This window comes from Mycobacterium rhizamassiliense, from assembly GCF_900157375.1.
In the GTDB taxonomy this organism is placed as follows: domain Bacteria; phylum Actinomycetota; class Actinomycetes; order Mycobacteriales; family Mycobacteriaceae; genus Mycobacterium; species Mycobacterium rhizamassiliense.
In genome coordinates, this window is the sequence record NZ_LT721901.1 from 2,851,658 (window position 1) to 2,864,750 (window position 13,093).

Genomic DNA, 13,093 nt, shown 5'->3' on the forward strand with positions numbered 1-13,093 from the left:
TAGTGGAGACGGACACAGAGCCTATTCCGGCTGCCAGCGCCGCGCCGGCGTGGGTCGAGGCGTTCACGGGTACTCCCCCGTGGGCGGCTTCCGCTACCAAGCCGCTGCGCGAGGTTGGTAGCTTCTTCGCGCTGTCGCTCGACATTGCGACGCAGATGGTCCGTCCGCCCTTTGCCTGGCGTGAGTTCATCCATCAGGCGTGGTTCGTGGCTCGGGTGTCGGCCGCCCCGGCAGTCTTCTTGGCGATCCCGTTCAACGCGCTCGCCGTTTTCATCATTAACGTCCTGCTCGTCGAAATCGGCGCCGCCGACGCCTCGGGAACCGGCTCTGCGTTAGCCGCCGTGGTTTACCTCGGCCCGATAACGGCGGTGTTGGTAGTCGCCGGTACCGGCGCGACCGCAATGTGTGCCGACCTGGGCGCTCGCACCATCCGTGAAGAAGTCGACGCCATGCGAGTGATGGGAATCAACCCGGTGCAACGGCTTCTGGTGCCCAGAGTGCTGGCGCTGGGACTCAACGGGTTGGTATTGAACGCCATCATCACCATCGTTGGCTTGATAACCGAATATTTGTTCTCCGTCTACTTTCAGCACATCAATCCCGGCTCGTATACAGCCAGCCTCACGCTGCTCGTCGGGCTGACCGACGTGATCGTCGCGTTCGCCAAGGCGATGCTGTTCGGTCTCATCGCCGGCCTCATTGCTTGCTACAAGGGCATCACCGTGGGTGGCGGTCCGCAAGGCGTCGGCAACGCGGTGAACGAGACCGTGGTGTACACGTTCATGGCGTTGTTCGTGATCAACGTGGTGCTGACCGCGATTACCGCGCAGGCGACGATGTGACCGCCATCCCGGCGGCGCACCGGCTGCCGCAGCTGACGAATCGAGTCCGCGGTTTTGTCGACGGATGGAACCGGCTCGGGAGCCAGACCGCGTTCTACGTCAAAGCCCTTGGCTTCCTGTGGGAGGCCTGCGTCCGCTACAAGGCGGAGACGCTCCGCCTGATCGCCAACATGAGTCTGGGCGTCGGGGCGCTGGCCATCATCGGCGGCACCGTGGTCATCGTCGCCACCTTGACGATGTCAACCGGCGGACTCGTCGGCATCCAGCTGTACCGATCGCTATCCGATGTCGGGGTGCAGGCGTTGAGCGGTTTCGCCTCCGCCTACATCAACACGCGTATCAGCTCGCCACTGATCGCCGATATCGGCTTGGCGGCCACAATCGGCGCCGGCGCCACCGCGCAACTGGGCGCCATGCGGATCAACGAGGAGATCGACGCGCTCGAGGTGATGGGTGTCCAAACGATCACCTACCTGGTCTCGACCCGGATAGTGGCGGGCGTCATCGTCGTGGTTCCGCTGTGGTGCGTGGCTGCGCTGGCCGGGTTTATGGCTACGCGAGGCCTTGTCATTTTTGTCTACGACCAACCGCCCGGCGTGTATGACCACTATTTCAATACTTACCTGCAGCCCACCGATCTCATCTGGTCGTTGCTGCAAGTCATCGCCTCCGCCGTAACGATCATGCTGGTGCACACGTACTACGGCTTCAACGCCTCGGGCGGTCCGGCCGGCGTTGGTGAAGCGGTCGGTCGTGCCGTGCGCACGTCACTGATCGTGGCGGTCGCGGTGACGTTGGCGGTGGCACTGGCTGCCTACGGTGTGTCCGGCGACTTCCACCTATCCGGGTAGCGGCGATGAAGAGCAAACGGCGCGAGGCCGGTCTGCACCCGGCGATCTGGACCTTCATTCTTCTGGCCTCCATCTGCGCGCTGATCGTGCTGACGGTGGGCGCGTTCAACAGGGACTTCAGGCCCTATGCCCGGGTGACGCTGACATCTGACCGGGCGGGGCTGGTCATGGAACCCGGAGCCAAAGTCAAGTTGCGCGGCGTCCAGGTTGGCAGGGTCGCGTCAATCCAGTCGGGCGATCCGGTGAAACTGCAGCTGGAGCTGTACCCAGAGCAGCTCAATTACATCCCCGCCAACGTCACCGCCGAGATCACCGCGCCAACGGCCTTCGGGGCCAAATACGTGGACCTGCTTACCCCTGCCCACCCAACCTCACAACGGCTGGCGGCGGGAGCGGTAGTGAAGTCGCGCAATGTGAGCGTCGAAGTGAACACGGTGTTCCAGAACCTCGTTGCGCTGCTCAATCAGGTCGACGTCCCCAAACTGAATGCGGTGCTCACCGCGCTGGCCGACGGATTTCGCGGCAATGGCGAAGCGATCGGCGAGGCCACCACCGACCTCAACCAGGTCCTGCTGGCTATCAATCCGCGCAGCGAGACGATCCGTGCCGACTACCGCGCCCTCCAAGGGTTCAGCGATACCTACAGCGCGGCCGCAGCCAACATCGTGAGGGTGCTGGACGCCGCCAGCACGACGAGCGTCACCGTCACCGATAGCGCAAAACAACTCGACTCATTGTTGCTCAACGTCAGCGGCCTTTCCCGCGGCGGTGTCAACCTGATCGGCCCGAATAGGGACAACCTCGTGCACGGCATCAACTTGCTGGAGTCCACCACGCGCCTGTTGATGAAGTACAACCCGGAACTGACCTGCACGCTGGTCGGCGGGAAAAACGCCCTCGATTTCGGCGCCGTAGCTTCTTCCGGCGGCACGAACGGATACTCCGAGATCTTGGACGTCGGGTTGCTGCTAGGCAAGGACGCATACCGGTACCCGCAAAACCTGCCGGTCAATGACATGAAGGGCGGCCCCGGCGGCCAGCCGGGATGCGGATCTTTGCCCGACGTGGCCAAGAACTGGCCGCAGCGCTACCTGGTCACCGATTCCGGGTGGGGCACCGGAATGGATGTGCGACCCAACCCCGGCATCGGCTTCCCCGGCTATACCAACTACTTCCCCGTCACCCGGGGGACCCCTCAACCGCCCAGCATCCGCCATCCGTCGGACCCGGCGCCGGGCCCCATCCAGTATCCAGGAGCACCGCCCTACGGTGCGCAGCTCTACGCTCCGGACGGAACACCGCTGTATCCCGGCCTGCCGCCGGCGCCTCCGCCGGGCAGGCCACGAGAACCCGGCCCTGCGCCGGCGGGCTCCGAACCGTTCGTGCCGTTAGTGCCGCCCGGGATTCAAGCAACGTGCGGAGTCCTCAACCAGCCGTGCGGACCGCCACCACCGGCTGCGCCCGCGCCTTGACGGCGGACGGCGACAGGTAGCAGAAGCCATAGAGGAAGGCAGATATGCGAGAGAATTTGGTAGGCGCCACGTGGCGTCTTGCCATCTACTTGGTCGTGTGCTTGTTGGGCGCGTTCGCGTTGGTCGCCGTCTTCGGCCAGCTCCGCTTCCAACCGGAGAAGACCTACAAGGCCGTGTTCGCGAATGTGTCCGGGCTGGAGGGCGGAAACTTCGTCCGCATCGCTGGTGTCGAGGTTGGCAAGGTCAAGAACATCTCCATCCAGCCGGATTCCACGGTGCTCGTCGAGTTCACCGCTGCCGACTCGGTAGTGCTGACGGAAGGCGCTAGGGCCGCCATCCGCTTCGCCGACCTCATCGGGGGCAGATACATGGCACTCGAAGAGGGTGCCGGGGCAATAAAGAGACTGTATCCGGGCGGGACCATTCCGCTGAACCGCACCGAGCCGGCGCTCGACCTCGATGCGCTGATCGGCGGATTCCGGCCCTTGTTCCGCGCGTTGGACCCCGACCAGGTGAACAAACTGACCGGCCAACTGATCGCGGCTTTTCAGGGTCAGGGCGGCACGATCGGCTCGTTTCTCACCCAAGCCGCGGCCCTGACCAACACTCTGGCCGATCGGGATCAACTGATCGGCCAGGTCATCTCGAATCTGAATTCTCTGCTCGGTTCACTCAGCGGCCAGAGCAAGCAGTTCGCCAAGGCTGTCGACTCACTATCCGAACTCGTGACAGGCCTCGAAGCCCGTAAGCAGGACATCAGCAACGGGGTGGCATACGCCAACGCCGCGGCCGGGTCGATCGCCGACCTGCTGGCGCAGGCCCGCCCGCCGCTGAAAAAGGTTGTGGGGGAGACGGACCGGACCGCCGGCACCGTGCTGGCCGATCGTGAATTCTTCGACAACTACCTCAACGCCTGGCCTGACGCGTTCAAGATCCTCAACAGACAGGGCCTAACCGGCGACTGGTTCAGCTTCTATCTGTGCGACGCCATTCTGAAGGTCAATGGCAAAGGCGGCCAACCGGTGTATATCAAGGTCGCCGGCCAGGCCACCGGGAGGTGCACGCCGCGATGAGAACCTTTTCCGAACGCAACCCGCTCACCATCGGCGCCATCGGCCTCGGCATCACCTTTACTGTCATGTTGCTAGCGCTGAACTACGACAAACTGCCGTTCTTCCAGACCGGCAGGACCTACTCGGCATATTTCGCCGAGGCCGGCGGCCTGGTAGCCGGCAGCGCCGTTCAGGTGTCGGGTTTCCGGGTCGGTCAAGTCTCGAGTGTCGAGCTCGACGGACCGCGGGTGCTGGTTAAGTTCCACGTCGACGGCGGCGTGCACCTCGGTGACCGCACCGAGGCAGCAATCAAATTGAAGACCGTGCTCGGCACAAAGCTCCTTGCCGTCACCCCGCGGGGAGACGGGCAGCTGACTGGCCCGATACCCCTCGACCGGACCAGGCCGGCCTATCAATTGCCCGACGCGCTGGGAGATCTCACCACCACCATCAGCGGGTTGAAGACCGATCAATTGTCCAACTCGCTGGCGGTGCTGGCCGACACGTTTTCGGATACTCCGCCCGACCTCAAGGCCGCGGTGCAGGGGTTGGCTCGGTTCTCGAAGTCACTAGACGAACGCGACACCCAGCTGCGAGACCTGTTGGGTAACGCTAATAAAGCGACGACGGTGTTGAGCGAGCGCAGCGACGAGATCGTCAACCTGGTCGCCAAGACCAACGCGCTGTTGGTGCAACTGAAAAGCCAAAGCAGCGCGTTGGACCAGATCTCCAACAATCTCTCCGCGGTCGCCCAGCAGGTGAAGGGCTTTATCGCCGAAAACCGCAATACCCTCAAGCCGACGCTGGACAAGCTCAACGAGGTGTTAACCATCGTCGACAACCGCAAAGAACGCGTCCAGAAGGCGCTCACGGGGCTGAACAGCTTCTCGTTGCGGCTGGGTGAAACGGTCTCATCCGGGCCGTTCTACGAAGCCTATGTCGCCAACCTGCTGCCCGGTCAGTTCGTGCAGCCGTTCATCGATGCGGCTTTCTCCGACCTTGGCCTGGATCCGAATGTGCTACTGCCCACGCAGCGCGCCGATCCGGAGGTCGGCCAGCCGGCGACGCCGCCGCTACCGATACCGTTCCCGCGGACCGGCCAGGGCGGGGAACCGCGCATGAACATCCCGGACGCCATCACCGGTAACCCCGGCGACCATCCGTGCGGTGCGCCGGGTGTGGCCTTGCCTGGTCCGGGCTGCTACCCGTATCGGGAGCCACCACCCGCACCGCCACCTGGCGGGCCGCCGCCAGGGCCGCCGGCGCCCGCCATCGCGCCCCCAGACCTGCCCGGTGAAGGCGGCGGACAATGAACACACGTAACGCCAAGATCGGCTTGGCCTTCGCGCTCGTGGTGCTGCTGATGGGCGGCATCGCCACGGTGGCGCGGACGGCCGGCGGCAGCGGACGTACCACCGTCACCGGATACTTCGCGGATAGCACCGGCCTCTACAACGGCGACGACGTTGTCATTCTCGGTGTGCGCGTCGGCAAGGTCGACAAGATCGAACCCCAGCCCAGCCGCGTCAAGATCACCTTCTGGTACGACGCCAAATACCGGGTGCCCGCCGAGGCCAAAGCCGTGATCCTGTCACCGTCGCTCGTGACGCCGCGATCCATCCAGTTGACACCCGCCTACACGGGCGGGGCGGTGATGGCGGCCGGGGCGGTGATCCCGCAGGAACGTACCGCGGTTCCGGTGGAATACGACGACTTGCGCCAGCAGCTCGAGAAGCTGACGCAGACGCTGCAGCCCACCAAGCCGGGCGGCACCAGCACCCTGGGGGCATTCATCAACACCGCCGCCGACAACTTGCGCGGTCAGGGCCCGGATATCCGAGACACCCTCATCAAGCTGTCACAGGCGATTTCGGCGATCGGTGACCACAGCAGCGACCTGTTCAGCACCTTGAAGAACCTGTCGATCCTGGTCTCAGCGCTGCGTGACAGCGGCGATGTGTTGCGACAACTGAACCAGAATCTGGCCGCGGTGACCAACCTGTTGGCCAATGACCCCAACGAGGTCGGAAACGCGGTTCGCGACCTCGACGACGTGGCCGACGATGTCCGAAACTTCGTGGCCGATAACCGAGAGACGCTGGGTACCACCTCCGACAAGCTGGCTTCGGTGTCACAGGCGGTGAACGCAAGCCTCGACGATGTCAAACAAATTCTGCATGTCGCCCCGACAGCCTTCCAGAACTTCCTCAACATCTACCAACCCGCGCAAGGCGCGCTGACCGGAGCGTTGGGGGTGAACCAATTCGCCAACCCAATCCAGTTCCTGTGCGCCGCGATTCAGGCGGCGTCGCGTCGCGGCGCCAAAGAGTCAGCGAAACTCTGCGTGCAATATCTGGCACCGATCTTCAAGAACCGTCAGTACAACTTCCCGCCGCTGGGCGAGAATCTCTTCGTCGGAACCACGGCTCGTCCCAACGAAATTACCTACAGCGAGGACTGGCTGCGGCCCGACTATGTTCCCCCACAGCCGGCAGCACCTCCGGGAGGCACCATCAGCCCGCGCAGGCCGTCGCACCTGTGTCGACCAATCCGGCCGACGGCCTGCGCGGGCTGATGGTGCCTCCCGGAGGTGTACAGTGAGTCGATCACGGCGCTGGTCTCGCGCAGCCATGGGGCTGGTAGGGGTGCTTGCTGCGACGGCGCTGTCAGGTTGCGGGTTCCGCGGCGCGAACTCGTTTCCTTTGCCGGGAACCAGCGGGGGTGGCCACGGTTCGTACACGATCCAAGCGCAGATGCCCGATGTGCAAAATCTGGAACGGAATTCTCGAGTTCGGGTCAATGACGTCACCGTCGGCACGGTGAGCAACATCGAGCTTCAGGGTTGGCACGCACTGGTCACCATGACGATCAGCGGTGGCGTCGACCTGCCGGCCAACGCGACCGCCACGGTCGGGCAGACCAGCCTGCTGGGTTCGGTGCATGTCGAACTGGCGCCCCCCACCGGGGCCCCGCCCGAAGGCAAGCTCAAAAACGGATCGCTGATCCCGCTGTTGTCGTCCGACACCTATCCGTCTACCGAACGGACGCTGGCCGCGGTTTCGCTGGTGCTCAACGGCGGCGGCCTGGGGCAGATCCAGGACATCACCAAGTCTTTGAGCACCGCCTTCACCGGCCGCGAGGCAGACCTGAGAAGCCTGCTCGGGCAGCTCGACAAGTTCGTCGGCTACCTCGACGACCAAAAAGGCGACATCATCGCCGCAACGGAAAGCCTCAACAACCTGGTTGGTCAATTCGCTGACCAGAAACCGGTGATCGACAAGGCGTTGAAGACCATCCCGAACGCCTTGACCGTGTTGAAAGACGAGCGAAACGCGCTGGCCGACGCTCTCGATGACCTGAGCAGATTCGGCGCCCTTGCCGCTGACTCGGTCAACAAGACCAAGGAAAGTCTGGTCAAAGAGCTCAAGGACCTGGGCCCGGTGCTGCAGTCGCTGGCGGATGCCGGGCCGGCGCTGACCCGCGCGCTGGATTTCTACGGAACCTTCCCGTTCCCCACGAGCACACTCAGCAAATGGATGCGCGGCGACTATGCGAACCTGACGGCGGTCATCGACCTGACGCTGAGCCGGCTGGACGCATCGTTCTTCACCGGTACCCGGTTCGAGTGCAATCTGACCGAGCTTGAGCTGCAGTGGGGCCGCACCATCGGCCAGATGCCCAGCCCATGCACCGCGGGCGGTCCGTACAACCCCGGCAACCCCCTGGTTGTCCCGTATCACTTCGATCAGGGGCGCTGACATCATGCTCACTAGGCGAATCAAGATCCAGCTGGTGGTGTTCGCGGTTGTCAGCGTGGTCGCGGGCACCGTCATGTTCTTCAACTACATGCATGTGCCGACCGCGTTCTTCGGGGTCGACCGCTACACGGTCACGGTGCAGTTGCCCGAGGCCGGCGGACTGTACCCAGGGGGCAACGTCACCTACCGAGGAGTCGAGGTGGGTCGGGTACGGGACGTGCGCTTAACCAGTAGTGGCGCCGAGGCGGTGCTGCAGATGGATTCGGATGTCCACATCCCCGCCGACCTCAGCGCCCAGGTACACAGCGTGTCCGCGGTCGGCGAGCAATATGTCGAACTGCTACCGCGCGCGGGGGACGGGCCGGCGCTGCGAAACGGCGACGTGATCCCTGTGGACCGCACCTATGTCCCGCCCAACCTGAACTCGCTGCTGCAGGCGACCAATCGTGGGTTGACCGCGATCCCGCGCGACAACCTCAAAACGGTGGTCGACGAATCCTATGTCGCTGTCGGTGGGCTCGGCCCCGAACTGTCCCGGCTGGTCAAAGGGACGACCAATCTGGCGATCGACGCTCGCAAGAACCTGGACGCGCTCGTTACCTTGATCGACGAGTCCAAGCCCGTCTTGGACAGCCAGTCCCAGTCATCGGATGCGGTGCAGGCGTGGGCCGCCCACCTGGCGGCTATCACCTCGCAGCTTCGAGACAACGACTCCGCGGTCGCGGGCTTGCTTCACACGGGCGGCCCAGCGGCCGCCGAGGCCCGCCAACTGTTCGACCGGTTGAACCCCACGTTGCCGATCGTGCTGGCCAATCTGGTCAGTGTTGGGCAGGTGGGAGTGACCTACCGCGACAACCTGGAAGCCATCTTGGTGGAGCTGCCGCAGGGGGCCGCCGACGTCCAAGCGACCGGCGTGCCCAATAGGAATACCAAACAGCCTTACTTGGGCGGCTACCTCAGCTTCAACCTGAACCTCAACTGGCCGCCGCCCTGCGTCACTGGATTCCTGCCTGTCCAGCAGCAGCGGGCCGCCAGCTTCGAGGACTACCCAGACCCGCCTAAAGGCGACCTTTACTGCCGGATACCGCAAGACTCGATGATCAACGTTCGCGGGGCGCGCAATCTGCCGTGTGAGACTCGCCCCGGCAAGCGCGCGCCGACCGTCAAGATGTGCGAAAGCGACGAGACCTACGTCCCCCTGAACGACGGCTTTGCCTGGAAGGGGGATCCGAACGCGACGTACAGCGGCCAGAATGTGCCGCAGCTCAGACCAGGAGATGAGCCGCCCGGGCAGTCCGCACCACCGTCGCCGCCGGGTCCTGCACCACCCCCGATCGCCGCCGTCCAATACGACCCGGCAACCGGTATGTACGTGGGACCAGACGGGCGTATGTACAGCCAAGCCGACCTGGCCCACGGAGCTACGAAGGAGCAAACATGGCAGAGTATGCTGCTGCCTCCCAAGAGGAATTGAGCGATATGGGACGGACGGAAACAACCCCCGCATCGTCCGGTGACACCGACCAGGGTTCGCCGGATTTGCCCAACCTGGCCACCTCGAAAAGGCAGGAGGCCGACGCGGCCCCAGATTCAGAGCCGGCCGCGCAAGGCCTGGTCGGCGAAGCCGATGATGACGATGCGGCGGTCGATGACGAAGTTGACGATGCCTCGAAAGACGCTGCGCCGCTGAAGAAGCGGATGTCGCCGGTGCGGCTGGCGGCGGTGTGGGGGGCGGTCACACTAGTCTCCTTGGGCGCTCTGGGCGGTTGGTTCGGGTTTCGGATGTATCAGTCACACCAGGCCCATCAACAGCGCGAGCTCCTGATTCAGGTCGCAAGGCAAGGGGCGCTGAACTTGACGACGATCGACTGGCAGCACGCCGACGCCGACATACAGCGCATTCTGGACTCGGCGACAGGCACTTTCTACGACGACTTCTCCAACCGATCTAAACCCTTCGTCGACGTCGTCAAGAAGGCGCAGTCGAAGTCGGTAGGAACAATCATCGAGGCGGGCGTGGAGTCGCAGTCGGCCAACGAAGCCCAAGTGCTGGTTGCTGTGTCGGTAAAGACGTCGAATCTTGGTGCAGCAGAACAAGATCTGCGACATTGGCGAATGCGAATCACCGTGCAAAAGCTCGGAAACGTCGCGAAAGTCTCCAACGTCGCATTCGTGCTATGAGTAACTTCCAGGTCGGCAAGCACCGAGTACTAAGTCTACGAGCCAGAAAGGGCACCACCGCTGTGCCGGTTGACATCGATTCCGCCACTGAGCAAGAAGAAGCCATCGCCGTCGGGGAGACGACCGAACAGGCGGAAAGCGCACCGAACGAACTCGAGGCGACCGGTGACGCACACGACACGAACGGAACAACAGACGTTGCTGAGGCAGAGGAGGCGTCCGCCGAGGCCGAGGACACTGAAGCCGGCGACGCGAAAGACGTTGAGCCCCAGATACGTAAGCGCAGGATTGTATGGTCCCGGGCGTTGGTGTTCGGGGTGCTGCCGATACTGGCGTTGCTGGTCGCGGTGGGCGCCGGCTACCTCAAGTGGCAAGACACGTGGGTCCGCAGCTCCGGGGCCGCCGGCATCGAGTCGGTCGCGGCGGCCAAAGAATCTACAGTTGCGATACTGTCCTACCAGCCCGACATTGTCGAAAAGGAACTCGGGGCCGCCCGCGACCGGCTGACCGGTAAGTTCAGGGACTCCTACGCAGACCTGGTCCGCGACGTGGTGGTACCCGGCGCCAAGAAGGACCACATCTCGGCGATCGCCACCGTTCCCGCTGCCGCCTCAGTGTCGGCGACACCAAACCACGCGGTTGCTCTGGTGTACGTCGACCAGACTGTAACCGTTGGCAACGATGCGCCCACCGACACCGCATCCACCGTCCGCGTGACTATGGACAAGGTCGGCAACCGGTGGCTGATCTCATCATTCGACCCGATCTGAGGCTGGGATGGCAGACTTGGACATCTCGGCACATGGCCTGAGTGGGGCATCGACCGTGCGACCAGCGCCGCGCTCATGTGATCGCCCCGGCAATCTTGAGTTCGATGAGGCGATCGTCATCGATGCCTAATTCGCGCAGCACGCTGTCGGTGTGCTCGGCGAACTGCGGCGCTCTGGGCAGGCTTGCCGGGTCGTCGTCGAACTTCACCGGATTGGCCACCAGTTTCTGCGGATGACCTTCGGCATCAACGATTTCGGCGATACGACCGTTGGCGGCCAGTGCTTCGTCATTGGCTATTTCCCAGGCGTCCTGTACCGGGGCCCATTGCCCCCTGCCCTTGCGCAATAAGGCTTGGCACTCGGCGAAGGTCAAGTTGCCGATCGTGTCCCCGACGATGTGTTGAGCAGTTTCGCAGTGCTCGGACATCGCCTCGATCGAGGTGAACCGGGGATCTTCGGCGAGATCGGGCAGACCCATTAGTCGGCAGAACTCCGGCCAGTATCGCGTCGGCTGCAACATCGACAACTGGACGAACCTTCCGTCCGAAGTCCGATAGGCACCGGTTAGCGGATTGCCCGGCGCCTGGGTTCGCCGTTCTACCTTCGGCAGCGGGCCGCCCATCAGCATCGCCATGTTCACGCTGAATTGCGTTGCCCAGGCGCCCACCGCGAGGAGCGACACGTCGAGCACCGACGGTTCCCCCGTGGTCTGTCTGCCGTAAAGTGCCGCGGCCACACCTCCGGCAATGGTGATCCCGCCGATGTTGTCTCCGTACGCTCCGGCGGGCATGAACGGGGTTTGCGGCACGTCCGGTGAAGTGAGGCCGTCCGCGCTGCCGCCGCGGGCCCAGAAGGCTGTCGCGTCGTAGGCGCCTGCGTCGCGGTCTGGCCCATTGGAACCGAAGCCGTTGCCGACGACATAGATGATGTCGGGGTTCACTCGGCGGACGTCGTCGACGTCGATGGAGAGCTTCTTGCGTGACGACGGCAGGTAATTTGTCAGGAATACGTCGCTTCGCCGAATCAGTTCGTCGAGCAGGGGACGCGCCTCGGAATTGTCCAGGGCCAGGCCCACACTGCGCTTTCCGCGGTTGGGTGCTTCCATGATCGGCGCGAACGACGATCCGGGTACAGTTGCCGCGGCGCCCAACACTTTGACCAAGCCGCGCTGGGCATCGCCGGTGACAGGATGCTCGATCTTCACCACGTCGGCGCCCCAGTCGGCGAGCACAGCGCCTGCCGATGGAACAAAGGTGAACTGGGCGACCTCTAGCACGCGAACTCCGGTGAGCGGTTTACGCATCAGATGTCCTTCAAATGAGGGTGGGCACGGTGCCCACTCAATGCATGATGTCTCGGACCTTCGTCTTCTCGTAGCCCTTGAGCAGTTCAGCGCTGGCGTTCTCCATGTGTCGCCGCCAATGCGCCTCGGCCTCAGCGCCGTCCCGAGCGGCCACCAAGTCGGCGAGTCGGGTGTACGACCGCATCAGCTTGGTGTACTGAGCCTTGGGCACGACGTTCTGAACGCTGAGAAATGCTGCGGTCATGTGCTTTTCGAAGATCTCGTGCAGCATGCCGACGATCACGGTCAGCGTCGCGTTGCCCGACAGTTCGACTAGTCGGCGGTGCAATGCGGTCGAGGCTGCGGCCAATTTGCCGGTCTCCCATGCAGCGGGGATCTCCTCGATGAGTTCGCGTAACTCGCGGTGGGCCGCGGCGGTGCCATCCTCTGAGAGCAGTCGGGCCGCATACGGTTCAATACCCATCCGTGCCGTCATCACGTCCGCGAGCGTCGTTCCCGCCATCTCGAGCAGGAAGCCTGCCGGCCGCGCGACGATCTCGGGGCCCGGGACGCGAACCCGGGCGCCGGTGCGAGAGCCGCGCCGCACCTCCACGAGGCGGTCGGACTCCAAGACTCGCACCGCTTCTCGCAGTGACGGCCGGCTGACCTGAAAGTGATCCATGAGTTCGGCTTCGTAGGGAAGGAAGTCGCCGTCCTTGAGCTGTCCCTCGACGATCATCCGCCGCAACGTGTCCGCCACGATCTCGGCCGTCTTCGGCGACCGCACCGCGCCGTTATTCTGTGACGTGGCCATCGGCGCGAGCGGTTCCCGCTTTGGCATCGCGACCTCCTGAACTCGACATGTAGTACTCAGTACACCATCTA

The 13,093-nt window shown here is 63.7% G+C and carries 11 protein-coding genes and 1 pseudogene; 10 read left to right on the forward strand and 2 right to left on the reverse strand.

Annotation, left to right across the window (positions count from 1 at the left end):
* The first annotated feature begins 104 nt into the window (after positions 1-104).
* The 10 genes and pseudogenes from MRAB57_RS14035 (at position 105) to MRAB57_RS14080 (ending at position 10,926) form a co-directional block, all read left to right on the forward strand.
* Complete coding sequence (locus tag MRAB57_RS14035) at positions 105-842, forward strand: MlaE family ABC transporter permease (RefSeq protein WP_077090591.1); 738 nt, start codon at positions 105-107, stop codon at positions 840-842.
* Positions 839-1,693, forward strand: a complete 855-nt coding sequence (locus MRAB57_RS14040) for an ABC transporter permease (protein ID WP_077087953.1) — start codon at positions 839-841, stop codon at positions 1,691-1,693. The genes MRAB57_RS14035 and MRAB57_RS14040 overlap by 4 nt, the downstream gene beginning before the upstream one ends.
* A 5-nt stretch (positions 1,694-1,698) precedes the next feature.
* Positions 1,699-3,165 carry an MCE family protein gene (locus MRAB57_RS14045; RefSeq protein ID WP_077087954.1) on the forward strand — a complete coding sequence of 489 codons (1,467 nt, stop codon included), beginning with the start codon at positions 1,699-1,701 and terminating at the stop codon, positions 3,163-3,165.
* 44 nt (positions 3,166-3,209) lie between these two features.
* Positions 3,210-4,238 carry an MCE family protein gene (locus MRAB57_RS14050; protein ID WP_077087955.1) on the forward strand — a complete coding sequence of 343 codons (1,029 nt, stop codon included), beginning with the start codon at positions 3,210-3,212 and terminating at the stop codon, positions 4,236-4,238.
* Positions 4,235-5,530: an MCE family protein gene (locus MRAB57_RS14055; protein WP_077090592.1), complete on the forward strand. Its 1,296-nt coding sequence runs from the start codon at positions 4,235-4,237 to the stop codon at positions 5,528-5,530. Before MRAB57_RS14050 ends, MRAB57_RS14055 begins: the two co-directional genes overlap by 4 nt.
* A pseudogene (locus tag MRAB57_RS14060) lies at positions 5,527-6,818 on the forward strand (virulence factor Mce family protein). The gene MRAB57_RS14055 and the pseudogene MRAB57_RS14060 overlap by 4 nt, the downstream one beginning before the upstream one ends.
* Positions 6,819-6,847: 29 nt before the next feature.
* Positions 6,848-7,975, forward strand: a complete 1,128-nt coding sequence (locus MRAB57_RS14065; RefSeq protein ID WP_077087956.1) for a virulence factor Mce family protein — start codon at positions 6,848-6,850, stop codon at positions 7,973-7,975.
* A gap of 4 nt (positions 7,976-7,979) precedes the next feature.
* Positions 7,980-9,449: an MCE family protein gene (locus tag MRAB57_RS14070; RefSeq protein ID WP_425436745.1), complete on the forward strand. Its 1,470-nt coding sequence runs from the start codon at positions 7,980-7,982 to the stop codon at positions 9,447-9,449.
* On the forward strand, positions 9,413-10,156 hold the full coding sequence (locus MRAB57_RS14075) for an Mce protein (RefSeq protein WP_077087957.1): 744 nt from the start codon (positions 9,413-9,415) through the stop codon (positions 10,154-10,156). Before MRAB57_RS14070 ends, MRAB57_RS14075 begins: the two co-directional genes overlap by 37 nt.
* Before the next feature lie 62 nt (positions 10,157-10,218).
* Positions 10,219-10,926 carry a hypothetical protein gene (locus MRAB57_RS14080; RefSeq protein WP_077087958.1) on the forward strand — a complete coding sequence of 236 codons (708 nt, stop codon included), beginning with the start codon at positions 10,219-10,221 and terminating at the stop codon, positions 10,924-10,926.
* A gap of 73 nt (positions 10,927-10,999) precedes the next feature.
* On the opposite strand, the gene MRAB57_RS14085 is transcribed toward MRAB57_RS14080, so the two are convergent.
* Entirely contained in the window at positions 11,000-12,229 is a 1,230-nt protein-coding gene (locus MRAB57_RS14085; protein ID WP_077087959.1) for a CaiB/BaiF CoA transferase family protein, read from the reverse strand.
* 37 nt (positions 12,230-12,266) lie between these two features.
* A complete protein-coding gene (locus tag MRAB57_RS14090) occupies positions 12,267-13,049 on the reverse strand; it encodes a FadR/GntR family transcriptional regulator (RefSeq protein WP_077087960.1) in 783 nt (260 codons plus the stop codon).
* Between the last annotated feature and the right edge of the window lie 44 nt (positions 13,050-13,093).

Bases quoted from the DNA above. Each gene is read 5' to 3' on its own strand.
- MRAB57_RS14045 (WP_077087954.1), top strand. From the start codon at position 1,699: ATGAAGAGCAAACGGCGCGAGGCCGGTCTGCACCCGGCGATCTGGACC.
- MRAB57_RS14050 (WP_077087955.1), top strand. From the start codon at position 3,210: ATGCGAGAGAATTTGGTAGGCGCCACGTGGCGTCTTGCCATCTACTTG.
- MRAB57_RS14055 (WP_077090592.1), top strand. From the start codon at position 4,235: ATGAGAACCTTTTCCGAACGCAACCCGCTCACCATCGGCGCCATCGGC.
- MRAB57_RS14065 (WP_077087956.1), top strand. From the start codon at position 6,848: ATGGGGCTGGTAGGGGTGCTTGCTGCGACGGCGCTGTCAGGTTGCGGG.
- MRAB57_RS14070 (WP_425436745.1), top strand. From the start codon at position 7,980: ATGCTCACTAGGCGAATCAAGATCCAGCTGGTGGTGTTCGCGGTTGTC.
- MRAB57_RS14075 (WP_077087957.1), top strand. From the start codon at position 9,413: ATGGCAGAGTATGCTGCTGCCTCCCAAGAGGAATTGAGCGATATGGGA.
- MRAB57_RS14085 (WP_077087959.1), bottom strand. From the start codon at position 12,229: ATGCGTAAACCGCTCACCGGAGTTCGCGTGCTAGAGGTCGCCCAGTTC.
- MRAB57_RS14090 (WP_077087960.1), bottom strand. From the start codon at position 13,049: ATGCCAAAGCGGGAACCGCTCGCGCCGATGGCCACGTCACAGAATAAC.